This window comes from Flavobacterium sp. 9 (assembly GCF_002754195.1).
Classification (GTDB): Bacteria; Bacteroidota; Bacteroidia; order Flavobacteriales; family Flavobacteriaceae; genus Flavobacterium.
In genome coordinates this window covers 2,974,302-2,996,466 of the sequence record NZ_PEEU01000001.1, presented here as the reverse complement: position 1 = coordinate 2,996,466, position 22,165 = coordinate 2,974,302, and the positions used below count along the sequence as shown (strand labels likewise).

The following is a 22,165-nucleotide window of genomic DNA, read 5'->3' as shown; positions in this document are numbered from 1 at the left end:
TAATCTGTTTAAGTTTGCAAAAGTAAGACTTCTGTAATTATTTGAATTATAGGATTTTAAAAAAATGTTATATGATTGTAAAAAAAATATCAATAGTGGTTTCCGCTTTTTTTTCGATGTCGATGTTTGCACAGGTAGTTCCAACAACATCAACAGTAGAAATTAAACCAGAAGTAAAGTTATCTTATCTGGATTCAGTTAAAAGTACTTTCAAAAAAGATGATGTTGCTACTCGAGTAGACAGTCTTTGGATGAAAGAATTAACAAGTTTAGATATCTATGACGATCTGACAAAAGACATTCAAACCATCAACACAGACGTTACCGTTGATGAAGAATTGCCAACAGAGTTGCTCAAACAACGACTTACGGCGATGAATGAGAAATCACCCTTTGAGATTGAATACAATCAAGGATTAGAAAATATAATAAAGTCATTTCTTAAGAATCGTAAAAAATCGTTTTCTCGATTAATGGCTTTATCAGAATATTATTTCCCAATTTTTGAGGACGCTTTTGCCAAACAAAATGTTCCCTTAGAAATTAAATATTTAGCCGTTGTAGAATCTGCTTTAAACCCTAAAGCAGTTTCTAAAATGGGCGCCACCGGACTTTGGCAATTCATGTACGGAACCGGAAAACAATACGCACTTAAAATTGATTCTTATATAGACGAACGTAGCGATCCACTTAAAGCTACAGCCGCAGCATCAGAATATATGACCAAGATGTATAACATCTTTGGCGATTGGGAACTGGTTTTAGCATCTTATAATTCAGGACCAGGAAATGTTACAAAAGCAATTCGTCGCTCTGGCGGAAAAACAAGCTACTGGGACATCCGCAATTATCTTCCAAAAGAAACACAAGGTTATGTTCCAGCTTTCTTAGCAACAATGTATCTTTTTGAATATCATAAAGAACACGGAATTAACCCGGAAAGAGCAGTCGTTAAAAATTTTGAAACTGACACAATCAATATTAAAAGAGAAATGACATTCAAACAAATCGCAGATTTGTTAGACATGCCACAAGCTCAGATACAACTTTTAAATCCATCTTATAAATTAAATGTTGTGCCTTATTATCAGGGAGAACCGCATTTCTTGCGTTTACCGAAAGATAAAATTGCCACATTTGCTTCAAACGAAGATAAGATCTATAATTACGTTGCTTATCAATCACAAAGAAGAACTCTTCCTGCACAATTAGCATTAAAAGTAGCTCCAAAAGGAAAACCTTTTGCAAAAGAGAAACCAGAACTGGCTAAAGATATTCAGTTATACAAAATTAGAAAAGGTGATAATTTAAGTACCATTGCTGAAAAGTATAATGTAAATGTTGCAGACTTAAAAAAGTGGAACAATCTTAAATCAAATGCAGTTGCATTAGGAAGAACATTAAAGATTAAATCAGATGTTGATCCAATTGCTAAAAATACTGAAGACATAAAATCTAATCCTGTAGTTGATAAAAATACAGAAACAGCAATTGCATCTTCTGATGAGAATGAAAAATCAAACACAGTAAATCAGGAATATGTTGTAGTTGCCGGAGATAATTTAGGCAGCATTGCCAAAAAATTTGGTACGACTGTTGCGGACCTAAAAGATCTTAACAATCTAACATCAAACAATGTTGGATTAGGAAAAACATTAGTTATCTCTAAAATTGTTACTGTTGTTGAAGGAAACAATGTTTCAACGGCTGTAGTAGTAAATAATATCGATCCGTTTAAGAAAAAAGCAGCTTCTGCAAAAAGCTTAGGAGAAGATTATTACGTTAAAAAAGGAGATTCATTATATAGTATTTCAAAAAAATATCCTGGAATAACCATTTCAGATATTAAAAAATGGAATAATATTAAAGATGGAGATATTAAACCCGGAATGAAGCTTAAAATAAACGGATAATAAAAAATCTTATTTAAATTTGGGTTTTATTTCATAAATTAATAAAATGAATAAAACCCATTTTTTTTTGTTACTATTACCATTCGTGCTGATTTCGTGTTTTAAAAACGAAAGACAATCCCAGCCAGTATCCGGTAAAACAAATACAATTTCCATAATCATTGACGATCAGTTATGGTATGGAGAAGTGGGCGATACAATTAGAAATAAATTTGCCTCACCGGTTTGGGGACTTACCCAGGAAGAACCGCTATTTACAATCAATCAATATCCTGCCAAATTACTTGAAGGCTTCGTTACCGATAGCCGAAGTATTATTGTGGTGAAAAAAGCCGCAACAGACAAATTCGAAATCATTCGGAGCAAAGCATTACCACACAATACATTTCGCATTTACGGAAAATCTATAGATGATATTATTTGCAGTATAGAAATGAATTCAGCGCAAATAATAAAGATTATTCGAGATGCCGAAATTCAGAAAATTCAGGAAGATAACAGCAAATCACTACTTCATCCAGCCGTAATCAAAAATAAATTTCATATCGGTATACAGATTCCAACCGGATATGAATACATGTTGCACAAAAAGAACTTTATCTGGCTTAAAAAGGATATTATTAGCGGCAACACAAGTTTACTTATTTATCAAATTCCACTACATGATTTCAAAACAGGTTCAAACGTTGTTGGAAGCATTATCAAAATGCGGGATTCTGTAGGTTATTATATTAAAGGCCGTGAACCAAATACTCGAATGATCACTGGAGAAGCTTATGCACCTTATTTTTCGACCACAGAATTAGACGGCAAAAAAGCCTATGAAACCAAAGGAAGTTGGGAATTAAAGAATGATTTTATGGCGGGTCCATTTATAAATTACGCCATTGTCGACAAGACCTACAATAGAATTTTAGTTATAGAAGGATTTTGTTATTCACCATCAAATGAAGAACGAGATTTGATGTTAGATCTTGAAGCGATTATAAAATCAGTAAAAATAGATAAAAGGTAGTTTCTGAATTTTTCATACTTTTGTTTTAATAATCATTAAATCAGTTAATTATGAAAAATTTTTATATCACATTGTCAATGTTCGCATTGTGTTTTGTTTCGTGTAAAAAAGAAATAAAAGCTGAAACTGAAACTGCAAAAGTTGCAGATGGTGTTAAAACAGAAGAACCAATTGCCGAGGAACCTTTAGATTCGGCAGCACAAATGAAAGCATGGACTGCATATGCAACTCCGGGAAATCCACACAAAATGATGGCTGATGAAACCGGAACGTGGAATTGCGATATGACTTTTTGGTCAGAAGCAAATGGAAAACCTGAAAAAGCGACTTCAACAGCAAATATCAAAATGATACTTGGCGGCCGTTATCAGGAATCAAATTATCAGGGAAAAATGATGGGACAGGCATTTGAAGGAAAAAGCACATTAGCTTATAACAACGCCAGTAAAGAATACACCACCACTTTTATTGATAATATGGGAACAGGAATGGTAGTTGCAACTGGTACATTTGACGAAAAAACGAAAAGTATAGAATTCAAAGGCGAAATGGTAAATCCTGTAAACGGTAAAAAAACACCTTATCGGGAAATTTATACAATTGTTGACCCAACTACCCGTAAAATGGAAATGTTTGACACCAAGAATGGATCAGAATACAAGAGTATGGAAATCATAATGAAGAAAAAATAAGCATACGATTTAATACTTTAGAATTAAACTTTCAAGCAAAAACAAAGAACCTGACTATTCTCGAAGTCGGGTTTTTTTGTTTATATCCGTGAAATCTTCGTTTAGTTCTGTTTTTTTGAATTAATTTAGGCGCTTCAATGTCAACAATAGGTAATGATGGAATTAAAATGGAAAATAAAGCCGTTTGAAGCACTAACGGTTCATGAGTTATATGATTTGCTTAAACTAAGAAGCGAGATCTTTGTATTGGAGCAAAATTGCGTTTATTTAGATCTTGACGGCAAAGACAAGAAAGCATTGCACCTGATAGGAGAATATGATGGTAAAATCATCGCGTATTCGCGTTTATTTGATGCCGGAATTAGTTTTGATAATAGTTCAATTGGTCGAGTAGTAGTTGATGCCAATTATCGCGATAAAAAATGGGGACATGATTTAATGCGTGAAGCTATTGCCGGAATAAAAACACATTTCGATAAAGACAAAATCACAATTGGAGCACAACTATATTTGAAAAAATTCTACGAAAGTCATGGATTTGTTCAATCAAGCGAAATGTATCTTGAAGATGATATTGAGCATATTGAAATGGTGAGAGAGTAACTAAAGATTTTTTAATTTTTTTAATTGCTCCTTTAATTTCTTATTTTCTTTTTTTAGTAGCTCAATATGCTGCATAACAAAATCAGGGATGTTAAAATAAAGCATATTTATTTCATCCCTTTTTTCTTTATTTTGTTCTTCAGGTTCGAAAATGATTTCTTTTTCTACCCCTAATTCTTTGGCGATTCTTTGCCATTCTGTTTCTGTTATATTTGTGCGTCCACTTTCTCTACGGCTGTAATTTGATTGGGACATACCAATTAAATCTGCTATTTCCTCTTGAGATAGACCCTTTGCCAATCTTGTCTGTATAAGTTTTATTTTACTTATAATTAGATTTATTTTCTTACAATGTTAATTAAATAACACAAGTAAAACAACTAAAAAACTTACTTTATTGTTTTTAGCTTAATACTTTGCTTCTTTTCTTTTTGGAATTTTCTTATTTATGCGATTGAAATAATTATGCACTCAAATTTGCATAGATATGCATAAGGATAGTTCTCTTTACACTGTATTTTTGAAGATATATCTTACTTTTTACATTAGTAATTACCGCTAAGTCGACATAGTTGGTTGTTAATGGAGGTATGTAAGATTTAGAAAGAAAGTTTAACTATTAAATTTTAAATTATGAAAACAGAAAAGAAAAAATTCTTCTTTAGTAATGTGGAGAAAGAAATTGATGCTTCGATTGTATTAGAAAAATCGCAAATGAAAAAAGTTACCGGTGGTAATTTAGTCATGAGAGACCCTACACAGGACAGAACTCACGCAGAAAGTACTTATGTAAGAAAATAATAAATTTAGAATAATTTTTATGGGCGATTATTCGCCCATTTTTAATAGTTAAATAGTATGTATACTTCAAACTTAGTAATAAAAGTCGCAAGTCTTTGTAATTTAAATTGTACTTATTGTTATGTATACAATATGGGTGACGATAGCTATAAAAAGCAGCCAAAATTTATGAGTCAGGAAGTTATAGAATCAATGCTTTTTAAAATTAAAGACAATTGTATTGAAAATAACCTGAATGAATTTTTTATAATTTTTCATGGAGGAGAACCTCTTTTAGCTGGTATAGATTTTTACCGTAATTTTATTAAAGCTCAAAAAAAAATTATTCCGAATAATATCTTTATTGAGTATTCAATGCAGTCTAACGGTACTTTACTAACTGAAGAATGGGCAATTGCTTTGAAAGAATTAAATATTCAGGTAGGAATAAGTATAGATGGTTCTCCAAGTTCAAATAATATTAACAGAATATATCATAACGGAAAAGGATCCTATGATGATATTATCAGAGGGTTTAAAATTGTAAAAAAGACATACGGTGATGAAATGGCAAATTGTCTTTGTGTAATTGATACTACACAAAAAGCAAGTGAAGTTTATACTCATTTTAAAGAATTAGGTGTTAATTCCGTTCATTTTTTATTTCAAGATTTTAATTATATCAAATCATCCCAAGAAGATGTGCCAAAAGTGGGCAAATGGCTTATTGAAATGTTTAATCTATGGTATGCTGACACTGATCAAGATAAACCTAATGTAAGACCATTAACGGATTTGATTGCGTTGATTTTCGGAAAGTCCAGAGGTACCGAAAATTTCGGTAATAGTATAAATCAAACTTTAGTTGTTCAAAGTGATGGAAGTATTGAAACCGTCGATACTTTAAAAATATGTGGAAATGGATTTACAGATACTGTCTTTAATGTATTAAGAGATGATTTAAACATAATATACAAAGAATCAAATCTTGCCAGGATGTATTATAAGAGCCATGATGATTTATGTGATGTTTGCCAAAATTGCCCTATAGAACCTGTTTGTGGTGGCGGTTATTTAGGTCATCGCTTTTCAAAAACTAATTTATTTGACACCCCATCTATTTATTGTCGAGAAATAATTGAACTTGTATGTCATATACAAAATGAAGTATTAAAAGATATGTCAATAGACGTGATACAACAATCAGAAATAGAATATCTTAATTTTAATGACATAATTAATTCCTTTCCAAATTCAAAATGAAAATAACTAAAACCGGTATATTATTTTTAATAAGTTTCTTTTATTGTTTAATAGTAAATGCGCAAAATGAAGATAATTTTCATATTAAAAAAGCAGGCTTCACTAAAACAATTTTAAAGACTAAAAATGATACTATAGTTTTTTTAACATCAGTAAGCAAGTATAGTAATGCAAAGCCCACTATTATATTTGCGCAAGGATCAAAACCTTTACCTTTAATCTTCTACGACCATAAATCTGCGAACTCTATTATCCCATTTAGTATTAAAGAGTATAGTGATAAATTCAATTTTGTAATTATAGCAAGAAAAGGGATTCCTTTAACGGGCACTTACGAAAGAGATTCCGAGGGATATAAAAATGATAAAGGTAAAGTTCCTAACGAATATACTTTTAATGATAATCTATATTATAGAGTGAATCAGGTCAAAGTAGTTTTAAATTATTTATGTAAAAATGCTAGTGTGAAAAAAGATTCAATATTTGTTATTGGTCATTCTGAGGGGTATAGAGTTATTTCTAAATTAGCTGAAAACAATAAAAAAATTACAAAGCTTGTTTGTATGTCTGCCGATCCCTTTAACAGAATCTCAGCAAGTATAATAGAAGAAAGAATTAAATCCTTTTCAAATAGAAAAGACAACAGTAATCAATTAGAAATTAATGAGCTAATAGGTGATTATAAAAACATACCATTAACAAGAATAAAATATAAGGAGAAAATAGAATTTAATAACTGGTTAAGTTATAATGAAAATTTAAGTTATGAAAGTCTCAGAAAGTTTAAAAACCCCATATTAATAGTTTATGGTACAGATGATATAGGATCAATACATAATGATTTGACACCTTTTTTATTACCAAAAAGCAACATAAATCTCAAAGCTTATCCAAATTACGGACATAATTTTGAAAAGAAAGAATTTGATGTTGAGGGTATTCCTTTAGAAGATTCTTATCATTGGGACGAAGTCTTTCAGGACGTGGTAAAATGGTTAATCTCAAAATAAAAAGGTTAATGCAACTTCATTGCTTTAGTGATTTGATTTTTATTATTTTTTTTATAATTAATTAAAAAACAGTTTTATAATAACTTTTCTTAGAGTAAAACTTTAAGTAATTTTTTAGAGTATTGAGCGATTTAGCAGTATAACGATTAAACTTTCGTAATAACAAACTCAACGCGGCGATCTAAAGCATCGCCTTTTTTCAGCGGATATTTATTGCCGCAGCCCAAATAAGTCATTCGGCTTTTGGATACTTTTTTGGAAATCAAATAATAAAAAACCGTTTTGGCGCGGTTCCAGGAAAGTCTTCTTTCCTTCGTATCTCGGTCAATTGCGTCGCTATATATTTCCGGAGTACAGCAAACGTGTCCTCTGATTTCAAATTGATAACTTCTTTTCTCAAGAAGTTTTTCGGCAATCTTATCTAATTCTTTTTTCGAATTATTGGTAAGTTTTGCACTTCCAAAATCAAATAAAATGTTCTCAAGGTAGATTTTGTCGCCAACCTTCAAATCATTTCTTAGAGAGTTATAAACACCTTTTCCAAAACTGTTTCGTTTGACAACAATCAAATCCACACGACGGTTTTTGGATCTTGTTTCATGAAGATTTTCGACAGTATCAGGTCGTACAACAACACGTCCTTTTCCTTCCAGAATTACAATTCTGCTTTGGTTAAAGCCTTTGGAAATTAGTAATTCCTGAATAGTATTAACGCGATTGTTTGATAAACGAAAATTATATTCGTCGTTTCCACGATCATCGCAATAGCCATATATCTGTATTGACTCCACTTTTGAGGTGTCAATAGTTTTAATAAAATTAGTTACAACTTCGGTTTGCTGATCCGTAAGATCATACTTGTCGAAATCAAAGTAGATAGTTTCGATAGGTTTTTGCTGCGCCGATAAATTGTAAATAATAAACAGAAATAGGGCTCTACAAATCTTCATTATTTTTTTACATTTTTAAAATCGTCTTGTACTCAGTTTGATTATTTAAAACGCTCACTGCTTTCTTAATTTCTGAATTGTTTTTAATGTAATATTGATATAAACCTTCCTGATATTGGTATCTTTTTATAAGCTCTTCCTGAATCAGGTTTCTAATTTCTTTTTGATTTTTGTCTAACAAAGTTGTTTCGCTCTTTTCAAGAGCGTTTAATAATTGCTGATATTCCGGCGCAATTGTTTCGTCTATCTTTTCATTTTTGGCTGCAGCCAAAGTATTTTTCAAAGCTACTTCAGTTTCGGTATCAAAAGTGATTTTGTTCGTTTTTAGATATTGTTTAAAGCTTGTATAATCAGCATCTGTAACCGTTGGAATCTTGTCTCCTAAATTTGGATTTTTATAGTAATAAGAAGTTGCGTAGTCAAAAATACCATCGTTTTTAAGCAATGCCGTTGTAATTGGACTCATTTTGGTTTCATCCAATTCGATATCTGGTAAAACACCACCACCATCATAAACCGTTCTTCCTTTTCTGGTTTTAAAAGCATTGAAATTTTTGGCATCTGTTTTTTGAGCCACACCGTTTTTGTCTTTATGCGCATAATCCAAAGCCTGAATACAACGTCCGGAAGGAGTATAATAGCGAGAAATTGTTACTTTAAGCTGAGTTCCATAAGTCAAATCAACAGAACGTTGAACAAGACCTTTTCCAAAACTACGACTTCCTAAAATCACAGCGCGATCTAAATCCTGCAAAGCTCCAGACACAATTTCAGATGCAGATGCACTTCGTCCATTCACCAAAATAGCCAACGGAATTTCAGTATCTACAGGTTCTTTAGTCGTTTTATAAGTATTATTATGTTTCTCGATTCTTGATTTTGTTGTTACGATAACTTCATTTTTCGGAACAAACAAATTACAGATATCAATCGCTTCGTTTAGTAAACCACCCGGATTTCCTCTTAAATCAAGAACGATTTGAGTTGCTCCATCAGCTTTTAGTTTTTCAAGCGCGTCTTTTACTTCATTAGATGCCTTTCGGCTAAAGTGTGCCAAAACGATATAACCAGTTTTCTCATCTATTTTTCCGTAGAAAGGAACAGATTTAATATCAACTTCGTCCAAAACCAATTCGGTTGTGAAAGTTTTGCCCTGACGAATATATTTTATGCTAATTTTTGTATTTTTTGTTCCCTTCAATAATTGAGAAGCGTCATCTTTAAAATCGGCAATCAAAACATCACCAATCTGAATAATTTCGTCTCCCGCTTTAAGTCCGGCTTTGTCAGCAGGATAATTTTTATAAGGTTCACGAACAATTAAACGATCTTTCTTTCTGGCGATCATAGCACCAATTCCGGTGTATTCGCCAGTATTGTTAATCTTGAAGTTTACAACATCTTGCTCATTAAAGTAAACCGTGTACGGATCTAAACTTCCCAACATACTTTTAATCGCTTTGTCCATCAAATCACCCGGATTCGTTTCGTCGACATAATTGGTGTTTACCGCTTTGAATAATGTTGTGAATATTTCTATTTGTTTCGCGATCTCAAAGAAATCATCTTTGAAACTGGTTCCAATAAATAAAAATCCAGCTGCAACGGTTGGAATAATGAACTTCTTTTTGAAATAAGGATACATGATTATATTTTTTTTCTTTTAAATCTTTTTCTAATAAAATAGGCAAGTACGCAAAATAAGACAATAAACGGCCAAACACTAATAAGAGATAGCAAAAAATCTGATAAACTAAAAAATCCGGATTGAATCGCATTCCAAATTTTTGATCCGTAAGATATTTTAACGCCTTCTTTTTGAGCAATGGTTTTATAGAATTCAATTGAAACCGTACTTTCAGAAACTCTACTTTCTAAATATTTAAGCTGACCTTCTTTTGCTTCAATTTCTTCTCTAATCGCCGAAATCTGTTTTTCAATTTCCAGAATCTCGCTTATTTTAGAAGCTTTCTGTAATATTTCGATGTAACGTGCTTCTAGTTTGCGTTTTGTGTTTAATCTTGAATTTAAGTCAATATATTCTTCTGTAACATTTTGAGCCGAAATGTTTTTTTCATCAAAATAAGAAACACCTTTGGATATCGATTCCAGAAAAGCATCAAAATTCTGACTTGGAATTCTTATCGTTAATCTTCTGGTGATTGTACCATAATCTTTTTCCTGAGAATCATTCTGAATACTTGCTTTATTGGTCGCAATCGCAGTTTTAATTTGATTGTAAGTTTCCTCTAAATCGTTAGTTTCAAATTTAAGAAACGCTTCTTTGATTATTTTTTGAGGAATTACGATGTTTTTGTCTTCAGCTGGTTGGCTTGGTGATGAAAGCTTTACAGCAGAAATTGACATGTCTGCAACAGCAGCGTCTTCGGAGCGTTTTTCGCAACTAATGAAAGTAAGAACAGCTAGAAATATAAAGAAAATTTGTCGCATAAATATTTCAAATTAAGTCTAAAACTACAATTTTTTTGTAATTCTTCGTATAATTTGATTAAATAAGTTGCTTTTGGAAATTTATGACTCTGTTTTATTTTCAGAATCAGGAGCTTTATTCACCTGAGATAAGAATTTCTCAAACAACTGAATCGTTTTGGTATTGATTTCTTCGTAAGATAATCTGTCTTTGGTTTGATAGAAAAACATTAACGAATAAGATTCCTGAATGTTGTCCAGAAGCAAATGTTTGTTTAAACGATAGGTTTCTCTCAAAACACGTTTGAAATAATTGCGATCAACAGCTTTTTTGAAGTATTTTTTAGATACAGAAACGCCAATTTTGATTTTTTCTTCCTGATTAACTTCCGCTTGACGGTAAACCAGACGCAAAGGATATTTGGATACCGATTTTCCTTCAGAAAACAGTAAACCAATTGTCGTCTTGCTCTTTAGGCGTTCATTTTTAGGGTAAGTGAAGTTCATTTAATTCAGAAAAAATTTGCAATTTCAAGGGCAAAGGTACAATTAAACAAGAAAAACGGTTATTGTTTTCAATTTTTATACCGCTAAAAATTTATTTATTACTTTTGGCCTTTAATTTTCAAAGCATGCAAAAAATAATTTCGTATCCCATATCCGTAATTTACTATTTGTTATTTAGTTCGGTTTTATTGGTATTTCATCCAATACAGTGGTTTTGCCTAAATGTTTTTGGTTATCAGGCTCACAAAAAAAGTGTCGATTATTTAAACTTTTGCCTTCTAAGATGTACAAATCTTGTGGGAACAACTTATAAAATCGAAAACAGAGAGTCAATTCCAACGGGAGTTCCGATAATTTTCGTTTCAAATCATCAAAGCATGTACGATATTATAACAATGATTTGGTACTTTAGACGTTTTCATTGTAAATTTGTAAGTAAGAAGGAGTTAGGAAAAGGAATTCCAAGTGTATCGTATAATTTACGTCACGGAGGTTCTGTGCTAATTGACCGAAAAGACCCTAAACAAGCGATTCCTGTAATCAAAGGCTTGTCTGAATATATCGAAAAAAACACAAGATCTGCTGTTATTTTTCCTGAAGGAACAAGAAGTAAAACAGGAAAACCTAAAGAATTTGCTCAAAGTGGTTTAAAAATCCTATGCAAATATGCACCTTCGGCATATGTTGTACCTGTGAGTATTAATAATTCATGGAAAATGGTAAAATACGGTCTTTTCCCGGTAAGCTTAGGAAATCATCTTACCTTTACCGTTCATAAAGCAATGGCGGTAAAAGATTATGATTTTGCTGAGTTAATGAGATTGACAGAAAAGGCGGTTGTAGAAGGAGTAAACGAGTATAAATAGATTTTTGATTCAGAAATAATCTGAAATGAAAATCCCAATCTTAAATAAGTAATGTCTATAAAAAACATTAGATTAGAAGTAATGCAGTTTTTGGAAAAAAATGTGGATAGCTTCGTAGAACAGTATTTAATTCCAGTGGAAAAAATTTGGCAGCCGTCAGACTTTTTACCTAATTCTGAAGGAGATAACTTCTTTGAGGAGGTAAAAGAGTTGCGTGAAATTGCCAAAGAATTACCATACGATTTCTGGGTAACGCTTGTTGGTGATACAATCACTGAGGAAGCTTTGCCAACATACGAATCGTGGTTGATGGATGTAGAAGGAGTAAATCAAATCGAAAATGGTGGAAACGGTTGGTCAAAATGGATCAGACAATGGACCGGAGAAGAAAACCGTCACGGAGATTTGCTTAATAAATACTTGTATTTGTCCGGTCGTGTGAACATGCGTGAAATCGAAATGACAACACAGCACTTAATCAACGACGGTTTTGATATTGGAACTGGATCTGACCCGTACAAAAACTTTGTATATACTAGTTTCCAGGAATTAGCAACTTATGTTTCGCACAATAGAGTAGCTCAAATGGCTAAGAAATTTGGTGATAACAAGTTGTCTAAAATGTGTAAAATGATTGCTGGTGACGAGATGCGTCATCACCACGCTTACAGCGAATTTGTTACGCGTATTTTTGCAGTTGATCCAAGCGAAATGATGTTAGCGTTTCAATACATGATGAAACAAAAAATCGTTATGCCGGCACATTTCCTAAGAGAATCTGGTCAAAAGATCAGTTCAGCTTTCGAACAATTTTCTGATTCTGCACAACGTATAGGTGTTTACACTGCAAATGATTATGTAGATATCATGCAAAAATTAATTGATAAATGGGAAGTTGATAAAATTACTAACTTAACTGATGAAGCAGAAAAGGCTCGTGATTACTTAATGAAATTACCAGCTCGTATGGCTAGAATCTCAGAAAGATTGGTAATTCCACAAGAATCACACATCTTTAAATGGGTTGAACCAGCGAGATTGTAAATAATTTTAGAGTTCTGATTTTAGATTTTTTTGAAAATAAATTTCAGATTTAAAATTGATTTTTGCAATTGTCATTGAAATTTAAAACATATTGTTGATTGTTGAAGCTTCAAACTTTGACAATCAACATTTTTATTTAAAAAGAGATTTTACAAAGAACAGATTAAAAGATAATCAGCGTTAATCCGCTTAAATCCGTGTCATCTGCGTGCCATTTCTCAATTCAAAAACACAACTATGAATAATACTGAATTAATAAACAAAACAATTGCCTTTGTAAAAGAAAAACTAAACGATGCCGAAGGCGGACACGATTGGTTTCATATCGAAAGAGTTTATAAAAACGCGCTTTTAATCGCAAAAGGAACAGAATGTGATTTGGTTGTTGTGCAATTAGGCGCATTACTTCATGATATTGCCGACAGTAAATTTCACAACGGAGACGAAACTATCGGACCAAAAACAGCACGTTTGTTTCTGGAATCACAGCAAGTTTCAGAGGATATTATTCAGCATGTCGTAAATATCATCGAAAACATCTCTTATAAGGGCGGAAATTTTGAAAAGAAGTTTTCTTCCGTAGAATTAGATATCGTTCAGGATGCAGATCGTTTAGACGCAATAGGAGCGATTGGAGTGGCAAGAGCGTTCAATTATGGCGGATTTAAAAATCGTGCCTTACACAACCCTGAAATTGCGCCAATAACTAATATGACAAAAGAAGAGTACAAAAAGAATAACGCGCCAACGATAAATCATTTTTACGAAAAGCTTTTACTCTTAAAAGATAAAATGAATACCGAAACCGGAAAACAAATCGCTGCCGAAAGACATCGTTTCATGGAATCATTTCTTGCTCAGTTCTATGCAGAGTGGGAAGGAGTGAAGTAAGTGTTCAGTATTCAGTACCTAAAAAAGTATTCAGTAGCAGTATTTACTCTCAACTGAAAATCAAAAAATAACCCCGAAAGATTTTAAAATCTTTCGGGGTTATTTTTTATACATTTTATTCAAAAACTGACCACTGATTACTTGAAAATTAAAGTGAATTAATAAATGCTAATAAATCATCACGATCTGCTTTTGACAGTTTTTTGTATTTATCTTTTGCATTTTGAGCTTCGCCGCCGTGCCATAAAATTGCTTCTTCGACATTTCTTGCTCTTCCGTCGTGCAATAAATTAGTGTGTTTATTTACCATTTGTATCAAACCAATTCCCCATAAAGGTTGTGTTCTCCACTCAGATCCCGTTGCTTTAAAATCAGTTGCATTATCAGATAAACCTTCTCCCATATCGTGTAACAATAAATCCGTATAAGGACGAATCGTTTGATTGCGAAGTGATGTTATAGAATGGGTATTTCCAGTTTGAATCTTTGGAATGTGACATGCTGTACATTGGATCGTTTCAAAAGTCTTTTTACCTTTAAGTACATTCTGATCTGTATAGTTTCTACGAGCCGGAACCGCCAATGTTTGCGAATACAAAGCCATTCGGTTTAAGTTAATTTCTGAAATTTCGGGCGTTCCTCCATTCGGAATTTTTGTTAAATCAACTCCAAAAGGACCGCTTTCATTCGGAAACAAAGTAGAAGTAATTCCCATGTCTCCGGATAAAGCACCCGCAACTTGTTGACGTACATTTGGCTGATTGGCTTTCCATCCAAAACGTCCCATTTGTGTTGTATTCGTTGCAAAATCATGAACATAATTTGGTCTTCCTGAAACGCCATCTTTATTAGAATCATTTTCATCGGCAAAACCTAAAATAGTACTTTCAGGAATTGCTTCCAGTAAACCTAATCCAATTATTTGATTTGCAATACGTGGTGATACCTGCACATTTGCCAAAGGTCCGTAACCTAAATTGGTAACTGTATAAGTTGGCTTTTGTAGAGTGACAACCGTTCCGTCAGCCAGAGTTTCTGAAGTTTGCTGGTAACTTATTTTAAATTGCCCTTCCGGAGTTTGCCCCAGAATTGCATTGTCTTGCAATTGTCCGCCATAAACAGGATCAGGAAATGCGAGCCCGTTTGCATCTTGTCCGTTTAGAGAAAAACGCAAAAGCAAACCTTTACCTAATTCGCCATCAAATGCCGGTGGTCTTCCTCTACCGTCTTTAAAGTGACAGCTTGCACACGAAATAGCATTAAAAAAAGGTCCTAAACCATCTCGTGCAGTAGTTGAAGATGGCGCAGAAATCCAACTTTGCCTGAAAAAAGAATTTCCTACTCCAAAATCTGTTTGCTCATCCAAATTCAAAGACGCGATAGAAAATCCAAATGCTTCTTCGCTAACATTAAAAACGGTAGCATCTCCTCCCGAAAACTGTTCGCGATCTTCAGCCGTTAGCGGAGTATAATTATCATCATTATTGCTGCAGCTATAAAAGTTAAGACTCAGAATAACAAGAAAATAAGTGGTAAAATTCTTCATGGTACTATGCTAAAAAAGTGCTCCCGCAAAGGAACACTTTTTGTTTTAATTTTTTTCTTAGTATTTGCTTAACCGTTTACAGTTACTCCAATTTTTGAAGCTCCTTTTAATAAAGTAGCACCAAAATTAAGTAATTGCTGAACAGCAGTTTTTACTTTTGCGCCTTCTGAAGAATCAGGTCCACCAGAAATAGCCAAGTCAAACGGAGTCAAAATTGCAGCTACTTTTGTAGTAGAAGAATTCAATGAAGTTAATGTTTCATCGTAAGTTGCAGCATCAGCTTGTTTTACTAAATCCTCTAAAGATGGTCCTTCAACATTTGCATATTTTCCTTGGTAAACATTGATAACTCCTTGCAAGTTCAAAGCAATATCTCTGTGTGTATTATCACTAAAACAAGAATGTTCGTCTTCCTGATCAGCATTTTCTAAAGCTACTTCCATACGCTCAATTGGCAATTCGGCAGTAACAAGAGTTGTAATTCCTAAGTAAATATTTTTGATAGCTGTATCTTCAGGCAAAGCCAAAAATTTAGTTCTGTAAGTTCCGCCAGATTTCCATTGTTGTACTAAATAATCTAAATTATCAGTCAATAAATCAGCACAAGCTTTTAGGTAATCTGCTCTTCTTCCTTGATTTGCAGCCGTTCCGGTTGCACCAGTTACATAATCAGTAAATTTTCTTTGTCCTGGAAGCTTTGCAGATGGAGCAGTTAAATCTTGTCCCCATAATAAAAACTCAATTGCGTGATATCCAACGCTAATGTTTTTTTCACCACCATCTTCGTTTAAACCTTCTAGTAATGATTTATTAATTACTGGAAATTCAACTAAATCATTGATGATTCCTGCATTTGTATTTCCATCAACATAATCAATAAAATTCTCATCCAATGGCCAAGAATTCAAAAGACCTTCAGGTCCAGTTTCATCTCCATCAATTGGTCCGTTTGCAAAACGAAATGCTTCAGTAGTACCGTAACTTTCTCTTGAAACTTTCCAGGCATTTTTTGCAGCCGTGAAATTTGCATCAGTAGGAGTCGTTGTAAATGTTTTAATAGCTGTTTCTAAAAGTACAGCATCATCATAAGCTTGTTTGTAGTTAGCATAAACGATGTTTGAGTAATTTTCGATAACTTGTTTTTTTGTGGCAACGCTGTTAGAATCATTGTTGTCGTTACTGCTGCAAGCAAAAAAAGTAAGCCCTGCAAATAACGCAAAAGCAACTTTTGGATATAGGTTTTTCATATTTCGGTTTATTTAGAATGATTAAATTCAAGCAAAAGTAACTATTTCTTACATTCTCCCAAATTTTATTTAGAATAAATATGCTTAAGTTAAATGTGCTTTTGTATTTTTGTCAAAATTTATATCAAAATGAAAAAAATAATTTTCCTTTTAGCTTTGATAGGAACTGTAATCGCTTGTTCATCAGGAGATAGTGGTGGAGATAATTCAGGCGGAAAAAATTATGATCGTGGCGCTCTTTTAGCCAATTGGGCAGACAATATCATCATTCCGAGTTATGAAAATTATCAGGCAAAATTAGCAATATTGTCAACAGACGCTGCAAATTTTACAGCTACACCTACAACAACTGCTTTGCAAACCCTGAGAACAAGTTGGTATGAAGCTTATAAAGCATATCAATATGTTGCGATTTATGGTTTTGGAAAAGCCTTAGATGTTAACCTGAAAGAAATCGCCAATACTTTTCCAACCAGTAAAACTGGTATCGAGGAAAACATAACTTCAGGAACTTATAATCTAAGTCTTCAGGCACAATATGCTAAACAAGGTTTTCCCGCATTGGATTATTTGCTAAATGGTTTAGGTGCCGATGATGCAACAATCGTGACTTTTTATACTACAAATGCAAAAGCATCAAACTATAAAAAATACTTAGTTGATGTAACCGGAAAACTTAAAACTACGATTGATGCAGTAGTTACAGATTGGAAAGGCGGTTACAGAGCTGCTTATGTTTCTAACACAGGAACTTCTGTAGGTGGTGCGGTAAATGTTACAACCAATAATTTTGTTAAGAATTTAGAGAAAGACATTCGTACGCTAAAATTGGGTATTCCAGCAGGTGTAGATTCAGAAGGAGTTAAATTCCCTGAAAAAACTGAAGCGATATACAAAGGAAATGCCTCTAAAGAATTGCTTAACATCTCAATAAAAGCATCTCAGGATTTCTTTAACGGAAAACATTTTAACGCAACAACGACGGGCGAAAGTTTAAAAAGATATTTAGATTTTGTAAATGCTACTGCTGACGGGAAAAAATTAAGCGACATAATCAACACACAATATGCGGCGGTTTTTGCAGCAAATAATGATTTGAATGCAAGTCTGGCCGATCAGATTAACACAGATAACACTAAAGTTATTACAGCATATAAAGCTTTACAACAAGCCGTAGGTTCTACAAAACTGAATATGCTGCAAGCGCTCAACATAACAATTGATTATGTAGATGGCGATGGCGACTAATAATGAAAAATAACATTATAAAATATTTAGAAACGAACACTCATGCCGCAACGCTAGCTTTTTTTAGGCTGGCGTTTGGTTTTATGATGACACTCAGTTTGGTTCGTTTTATGAGTTACAATTGGGTAGAAAAGTTTTATATCGAGCCAATTTTTCATTTTACCTATTATGGCTTCGAATGGGTAAAGCCTTTCGGGACGCCCACTTACCTGCTTTTTGTGGTAGCTATGCTCTCATCAATTGCAGTTGCAGTTGGTTATCGTTACAAAGTTGCATCAACGTTATTCTTCCTTAGTTTTACTTATATCGAACTAATGGATAAGACGACCTATCTTAACCATTATTACTTTATTTCAGTGATAAGTTTCGTGCTGATTTTTCTACCGGCGAATGCTTATTTTTCAATTGATGCTTACCGAAATCCTAAAATTGCCTTCCAAAAGATTCCACGTTGGACGACTGATATTTTAAAACTGCTTTTAGGAATCGTATATTTTTATGCTGGTTTAGCAAAGATCAATTCCGATTGGCTTTTCAAAGCGATGCCATTAAAAATTTGGCTTCCAACAAATCATACCTTGCCAATAATTGGTGGCTTCTTAAATGAAAACTGGATTCATTTTGCCTTTAGCTGGAGCGGAATGATTTACGATTTAAGTATTCCATTTTTATTACTTTACAAACGAACACGAACATTTGCCTTTGTTTTGGTTGTTGTTTTTCATGTATTGACCAAAATCTTATTCCCAATCGGCGTTTTCCCTTATGTAATGATTGTAAGTTCATTGTTGTTTTTTGAAAGTGATTTTCACAAAAAATGCCTGAATTATATCGCCGGACTTTTTCATTTTAGTTTGAATGTATTCGAAAATGGGAAAGAAAAAGTAATAGAGTTTACAGGACTTTACAAAGCTAAAATGGCAATTCTGGTTTGTTTCCTGATTTTTCAGTTAACATTCCCATTTCGTTATTTATTATATCCCGGAGAATTATTCTGGACCGAAGAAGGTTTTCGTTTTTCATGGCGTGTAATGCTAATGGAAAAAGCGGGTTATACCCAATTTACGGTTAAAGACAGTAAAACCAAAAAACAGATAAAAGTAAACAACGGAAATTTTCTGACCGCTTTTCAGGAAAAACAAATGTCATTTCAACCCGACTTTATTTTAGAATACGCCCATTTTTTACACGATTATTATCAAAAACAAGGCTTTAACGATCCCGAAGTTCACGTAGAAGGCTACGTCGCACTTAACGGACGATTAAGCAAACTTTATATAGACCAAAACATTAACCTCGCAAAAGAAAATGAATCATTCGATCACAAAACCTGGATTTTACCTTTCAATGATGAAATTAAAGGATTTTAGCTTTATTATATTTTTACTTTTTTCATTAAGTGCCATTTCTCAAACTCATGTTTCCGGAGTTTTGGTGGGAGAATCCGGCGAGAAATTATCTTATGTTGAGGTATACAATAAATCAAACGGAAGTAAAATCACCACCAATAAAGAAGGAAGTTTTGATATTGTAGTGGCTAATTCAGGAACTTATACTTTCGTTTTTTATAAGGATGATTTTTCTGTTTTAGAGCAGGAAATCTCGGCTCCAAGTTCTGGTTTGGTAATTACTTTAAGCAAGATTACTAATTTGTCTGAAGTTGTTGTCAAGAATGAAAGAGATAAAGTTTTTGCACTTAGTAAACTAAAAGACATTGAAGAAACGGCTATTTATGCCGGTAAAAAAACAGAGGTCGTTAAGGTTGATAAACTAACGGCAAATAAAGCGGCAAACAATCCGCGTCAGATTTATGCGCAAGTTGTGGGATTGACTATTAACGAAAGTTCAGATGGAGGTTTGCAATTGAGTATTGGCGGTCGTGGTCTCGATCCAAACCGAAGCGCCAATTTTAATACACGTCAAAACGGTTATGATATTAGTGCTGATGTTTTGGGTTACCCCGAAAGCTATTACGCAACGCCGGCAGAATCTCTGGATGAAATCCAGATTGTTCGTGGAGCAGCTTCTTTGCAATATGGAACTCAGTTTGGAGGTTTAATCAATTTTAAAACCAAAAGTCCAAGTACAAAACCAATTGAACTCGGGGAGCGCAACACAATTGGTTCATACGGTTTGTATACCAATTTTACGAGTTTAAGCGGTACAAAAGGAAAATTTAGTTACTATACTTTTTTTAATTATAAACAAGGAGATGGTTTCCGTCCGAATTCTGCTTTTCATAGTAAAAACTATTTTGCGAATTTGAATTATCAATTTACCGAGAACACATCTGTACATTTTGATTACACACATTTTGATTATGTTGCGCAGCAAGCAGGCGGATTAACAGATGAAATGTTTGAGGAAGATCCTACTCAAAGTAACAGAACCCGAAATTGGTTTACTGTAAATTGGAATTTATTTGCATTGCGTTTCAAACATCATTTTGCTAATGACGCCGATTTCTCTTTGCAATTATTCGGTTTAGATGCAAGTCGAAAAACAGTTGGATTCAGACCAAATCGTGTTGAAATGGCAGATCCGGGAGGAGTTCGTGATTTGATTTTGGGAGATTTTGTCAATTGGGGAGCAGAAGCTCGTTATTTGAAAAAGTATACTATCAACGGAAATTCGAATGCTTTCCTGATTGGAGCTAAGTATTATCAGGCGCAAAATACAGGTATTCAAGGTCCGGGAAGTTCAGGAAGTGATGCCAATTTTAATTTGGCTACAGCCGAATTTCCTCAATATCCAAGCCAATCCGATTATAAATATCCAAATTTGAATTTTTCGGTTTTTGGAGAAAATATCTTTAAAGTATCTTCTAAATTCTCGATTACACCGGGATTTAGATATGAGAATATAAAAACGCAAGCGAACGGAAGTTATAGAAAAATTAATTTTGACGGCGCCGGAAATATTATTTTAGATAAAACTGTTGTAGAAAATACGGTTAGAAATCGTGATTTCTTTTTGTTTGGAGTTGGCTTAAGCTATAAACCAAAAGGCGGAATTGAATTTTACGGAAACATTTCGCAAAACTACCGTTCTGTAACATTTAGTGATCTTAGAACCGTTTATTCCAGTTATGCGATTTCAGACGATATTACAGATGAAAAAGGCTTTACCTCAGATATTGGGATTCGAGGTCAGATAAACGATAAAATTAGGTTTGATTCGAGTGTTTATGCTTTGTATTATAATGATAAAATTGGCGATTACTGGACCAAAAATGCAGGAGGAATTACAACTATGGTGAGAGATAATATTGGAACCGCTATTACCTATGGTTTCGAAACAATGATTGATTGGAGTTTAAGCAAAACTTTCTTTGAAGCAAACACGGATTTAATCTGGAATGTATTTTCGAATGTTGCTATCACAGATTCCGATTATTTAAAATCACAAGCTTTTGGTGTTAAAGGAAATAAAGTAGAATTTGTTCCGCTTTTTAATATCAAAACCGGAACCGGAGTTGGTTACAAAAATTTCATGTCGAGTATTCAGCTTACGTATGTAACATCGCAATTTACCGATGCAACCAATCAGACTGAGAGTATGAATGCAATAAGTAGTGGAATCGCAGGAAAAATTCCAACGTATTATGTAGCAGATTTTTCTTCTTCATACAAATGGAGAAATTGGAAATTAGAAGCCGGAGTTACCAATTTTACCGACAATAAATATTTCACAAGACGTGCAACGGGTTATCCGGGACCGGGAATTATCCCATCAGATACCAGAACGTTTTATACCACATTAGAATTCGTGTTTTAAAAGCGCTGAATTATAATTTTTCCTTTTAACGCCTTAATTCTGAAGCTTCAGGATTAAGGCGTTAAATTTTTTTAAGGAAGATCTTGAATTTAATTATTTCACGCATAGAAATAAAAAATGATTGAGGCAGATAAGAAGCCTAACATAAACCATAATAAGCGTGATACTCTGTTGTCGCGGATTATCTCCATTTTTTCGAATTGCGGCATTTTTTTGGATTTTAAAGTTTTCCAAAATTATCCGTTATATCGCGTTTGAAATACCTGTAGAGGCTATTTTTATATCAAAATAAGTCAAGAGTTCTTTTGTAAAACTTAGAGAAACGTTCTTTCGGCAATAACCAATTTTAGTCTATTGTTTACAATAATGGTTTTACCAAATTA

20 protein-coding genes are annotated in these 22,165 nt (G+C 33.3%); 13 read left to right on the top strand and 7 right to left on the bottom strand.

All coding sequences use genetic code 11. The annotated features are described in order from the left end of the window. Positions 1–71 precede the first annotated feature (71 nt). From CLU81_RS12315 to CLU81_RS12300, 4 genes are all read left to right on the top strand, one after another. Entirely contained in the window at positions 72–1,913 is a 1,842-nt protein-coding gene (locus CLU81_RS12315; protein ID WP_099710081.1) for a LysM peptidoglycan-binding domain-containing protein, read from the top strand. A 46-nt stretch (positions 1,914–1,959) separates the two neighbouring features. Next, positions 1,960–2,928 (top strand): DUF4837 family protein, encoded by a 969-nt coding sequence (locus CLU81_RS12310; protein WP_099710080.1) that lies wholly within the window; start codon positions 1,960–1,962, stop codon positions 2,926–2,928. A 50-nt stretch (positions 2,929–2,978) separates the two neighbouring features. Next, entirely contained in the window at positions 2,979–3,620 is a 642-nt protein-coding gene (locus CLU81_RS12305; protein WP_099710079.1) for a DUF1579 domain-containing protein, read from the top strand. A gap of 156 nt (positions 3,621–3,776) precedes the next feature. Further along, on the top strand, positions 3,777–4,223 hold the full coding sequence (locus tag CLU81_RS12300; RefSeq protein WP_099712746.1) for a GNAT family N-acetyltransferase: 447 nt from the start codon (positions 3,777–3,779) through the stop codon (positions 4,221–4,223). On the opposite strand, the gene CLU81_RS12295 is transcribed toward CLU81_RS12300, so the two are convergent. Further along, on the bottom strand, positions 4,224–4,523 hold the full coding sequence (locus tag CLU81_RS12295) for a helix-turn-helix transcriptional regulator (RefSeq protein ID WP_158235330.1): 300 nt from the start codon (positions 4,521–4,523) through the stop codon (positions 4,224–4,226). It lies immediately after the preceding gene. 333 nt (positions 4,524–4,856) lie between these two features. Between CLU81_RS12295 and CLU81_RS26790 the strand changes: the two genes are divergently transcribed. Genes CLU81_RS26790 through CLU81_RS12285 form a run of 3 tightly spaced genes read left to right on the top strand, consistent with a single transcriptional unit; the run spans position 4,857 to position 7,276 of the window. After that, complete coding sequence (locus CLU81_RS26790) at positions 4,857–5,024, top strand: hypothetical protein (RefSeq protein ID WP_158235329.1); 168 nt, start codon at positions 4,857–4,859, stop codon at positions 5,022–5,024. Positions 5,025–5,081: 57 nt separating this feature from the next. After that, positions 5,082–6,266, top strand: coding sequence for a radical SAM protein (locus CLU81_RS12290; protein WP_099710077.1), 1,185 nt, complete (start codon positions 5,082–5,084; stop codon positions 6,264–6,266). After that, entirely contained in the window at positions 6,263–7,276 is a 1,014-nt protein-coding gene (locus tag CLU81_RS12285; RefSeq protein WP_099710076.1) for an acyl-CoA thioester hydrolase/BAAT C-terminal domain-containing protein, read from the top strand. The genes CLU81_RS12290 and CLU81_RS12285 overlap by 4 nt, the downstream gene beginning before the upstream one ends. A 146-nt stretch (positions 7,277–7,422) precedes the next feature. On the opposite strand, the gene CLU81_RS12280 is transcribed toward CLU81_RS12285, so the two are convergent. The 4 genes from CLU81_RS12280 to rnpA all read right to left on the bottom strand — a co-directional run bounded on the left by CLU81_RS12280 (position 7,423) and on the right by rnpA (position 11,163). Continuing rightward, the gene (locus CLU81_RS12280) at positions 7,423–8,226 is read right to left on the bottom strand and encodes an OmpA family protein (RefSeq protein ID WP_099710075.1); all 804 of its coding nucleotides are present in this window, start codon (positions 8,224–8,226) and stop codon (positions 7,423–7,425) included. Positions 8,227–8,233: 7 nt separating this feature from the next. Next, entirely contained in the window at positions 8,234–9,871 is a 1,638-nt protein-coding gene (locus CLU81_RS12275) for a S41 family peptidase (RefSeq protein WP_099710074.1), read from the bottom strand. Positions 9,872–9,873: 2 nt separating this feature from the next. After that, entirely contained in the window at positions 9,874–10,677 is an 804-nt protein-coding gene (locus CLU81_RS12270) for a DUF4349 domain-containing protein (protein WP_099710073.1), read from the bottom strand. Between the two features lie 81 nt (positions 10,678–10,758). Further along, positions 10,759–11,163 (bottom strand): ribonuclease P protein component, encoded by a 405-nt coding sequence (gene rnpA, locus CLU81_RS12265; RefSeq protein WP_099710072.1) that lies wholly within the window; start codon positions 11,161–11,163, stop codon positions 10,759–10,761. Positions 11,164–11,288: 125 nt separating this feature from the next. Between rnpA and CLU81_RS12260 the strand changes: the two genes are divergently transcribed. The 3 genes from CLU81_RS12260 (at position 11,289) to CLU81_RS12250 (ending at position 13,964) form a co-directional block, all read left to right on the top strand. Continuing rightward, entirely contained in the window at positions 11,289–12,029 is a 741-nt protein-coding gene (locus tag CLU81_RS12260; protein WP_099710071.1) for a 1-acyl-sn-glycerol-3-phosphate acyltransferase, read from the top strand. Between the two features lie 51 nt (positions 12,030–12,080). Beyond that, entirely contained in the window at positions 12,081–13,073 is a 993-nt protein-coding gene (locus CLU81_RS12255) for an acyl-ACP desaturase (RefSeq protein WP_099710070.1), read from the top strand. A 237-nt stretch (positions 13,074–13,310) separates the two neighbouring features. After that, complete coding sequence (locus CLU81_RS12250; RefSeq protein WP_099710069.1) at positions 13,311–13,964, top strand: HD domain-containing protein; 654 nt, start codon at positions 13,311–13,313, stop codon at positions 13,962–13,964. 148 nt (positions 13,965–14,112) lie between these two features. Here the strand turns inward: CLU81_RS12250 and CLU81_RS12245 are convergent, their stop codons facing one another. Both CLU81_RS12245 and CLU81_RS12240 read right to left on the bottom strand, forming a co-directional pair. Beyond that, positions 14,113–15,510, bottom strand: a complete 1,398-nt coding sequence (locus tag CLU81_RS12245) for a di-heme oxidoredictase family protein (protein WP_099710068.1) — start codon at positions 15,508–15,510, stop codon at positions 14,113–14,115. Positions 15,511–15,578: 68 nt separating this feature from the next. Beyond that, positions 15,579–16,757 (bottom strand): imelysin family protein, encoded by a 1,179-nt coding sequence (locus CLU81_RS12240; RefSeq protein WP_099710067.1) that lies wholly within the window; start codon positions 16,755–16,757, stop codon positions 15,579–15,581. 129 nt (positions 16,758–16,886) lie between these two features. Between CLU81_RS12240 and CLU81_RS12235 the strand changes: the two genes are divergently transcribed. Genes CLU81_RS12235 through CLU81_RS12225 form a run of 3 tightly spaced genes read left to right on the top strand, consistent with a single transcriptional unit; the run spans position 16,887 to position 21,782 of the window. Continuing rightward, complete coding sequence (locus CLU81_RS12235; protein ID WP_099710066.1) at positions 16,887–18,005, top strand: imelysin family protein; 1,119 nt, start codon at positions 16,887–16,889, stop codon at positions 18,003–18,005. A gap of 2 nt (positions 18,006–18,007) precedes the next feature. Further along, positions 18,008–19,375 (top strand): HTTM domain-containing protein, encoded by a 1,368-nt coding sequence (locus tag CLU81_RS12230; RefSeq protein ID WP_099710065.1) that lies wholly within the window; start codon positions 18,008–18,010, stop codon positions 19,373–19,375. After that, the gene (locus CLU81_RS12225) at positions 19,314–21,782 is read left to right on the top strand and encodes a TonB-dependent receptor domain-containing protein (RefSeq protein ID WP_369804794.1); all 2,469 of its coding nucleotides are present in this window, start codon (positions 19,314–19,316) and stop codon (positions 21,780–21,782) included. Before CLU81_RS12230 ends, CLU81_RS12225 begins: the two co-directional genes overlap by 62 nt. Positions 21,783–22,165: the final 383 nt, after the last annotated feature.

What these genes read in the sequence shown, in the direction of transcription:
- CLU81_RS12300 (WP_099712746.1), top strand. Translation starts at nt 3,777, where the DNA reads ATGGAATTAAAATGGAAAATAAAGCCGTTTGAAGCACTAACGGTTCAT.
- CLU81_RS12315 (WP_099710081.1), top strand. Translation starts at nt 72, where the DNA reads ATGATTGTAAAAAAAATATCAATAGTGGTTTCCGCTTTTTTTTCGATG.
- CLU81_RS12305 (WP_099710079.1), top strand. Translation starts at nt 2,979, where the DNA reads ATGAAAAATTTTTATATCACATTGTCAATGTTCGCATTGTGTTTTGTT.
- CLU81_RS12255 (WP_099710070.1), top strand. Translation starts at nt 12,081, where the DNA reads ATGTCTATAAAAAACATTAGATTAGAAGTAATGCAGTTTTTGGAAAAA.
- CLU81_RS12270 (WP_099710073.1), bottom strand. Translation starts at nt 10,677, where the DNA reads ATGCGACAAATTTTCTTTATATTTCTAGCTGTTCTTACTTTCATTAGT.
- CLU81_RS12235 (WP_099710066.1), top strand. Translation starts at nt 16,887, where the DNA reads ATGAAAAAAATAATTTTCCTTTTAGCTTTGATAGGAACTGTAATCGCT.
- CLU81_RS12230 (WP_099710065.1), top strand. Translation starts at nt 18,008, where the DNA reads ATGAAAAATAACATTATAAAATATTTAGAAACGAACACTCATGCCGCA.
- rnpA (WP_099710072.1), bottom strand. Translation starts at nt 11,163, where the DNA reads ATGAACTTCACTTACCCTAAAAATGAACGCCTAAAGAGCAAGACGACA.
- CLU81_RS12280 (WP_099710075.1), bottom strand. Translation starts at nt 8,226, where the DNA reads ATGAAGATTTGTAGAGCCCTATTTCTGTTTATTATTTACAATTTATCG.
- CLU81_RS12250 (WP_099710069.1), top strand. Translation starts at nt 13,311, where the DNA reads ATGAATAATACTGAATTAATAAACAAAACAATTGCCTTTGTAAAAGAA.
- CLU81_RS12245 (WP_099710068.1), bottom strand. Translation starts at nt 15,510, where the DNA reads ATGAAGAATTTTACCACTTATTTTCTTGTTATTCTGAGTCTTAACTTT.
- CLU81_RS12275 (WP_099710074.1), bottom strand. Translation starts at nt 9,871, where the DNA reads ATGTATCCTTATTTCAAAAAGAAGTTCATTATTCCAACCGTTGCAGCT.
- CLU81_RS12285 (WP_099710076.1), top strand. Translation starts at nt 6,263, where the DNA reads ATGAAAATAACTAAAACCGGTATATTATTTTTAATAAGTTTCTTTTAT.
- CLU81_RS12260 (WP_099710071.1), top strand. Translation starts at nt 11,289, where the DNA reads ATGCAAAAAATAATTTCGTATCCCATATCCGTAATTTACTATTTGTTA.
- CLU81_RS12290 (WP_099710077.1), top strand. Translation starts at nt 5,082, where the DNA reads ATGTATACTTCAAACTTAGTAATAAAAGTCGCAAGTCTTTGTAATTTA.
- CLU81_RS12240 (WP_099710067.1), bottom strand. Translation starts at nt 16,757, where the DNA reads ATGAAAAACCTATATCCAAAAGTTGCTTTTGCGTTATTTGCAGGGCTT.
- CLU81_RS26790 (WP_158235329.1), top strand. Translation starts at nt 4,857, where the DNA reads ATGAAAACAGAAAAGAAAAAATTCTTCTTTAGTAATGTGGAGAAAGAA.
- CLU81_RS12225 (WP_369804794.1), top strand. Translation starts at nt 19,314, where the DNA reads ATGAATCATTCGATCACAAAACCTGGATTTTACCTTTCAATGATGAAA.
- CLU81_RS12310 (WP_099710080.1), top strand. Translation starts at nt 1,960, where the DNA reads ATGAATAAAACCCATTTTTTTTTGTTACTATTACCATTCGTGCTGATT.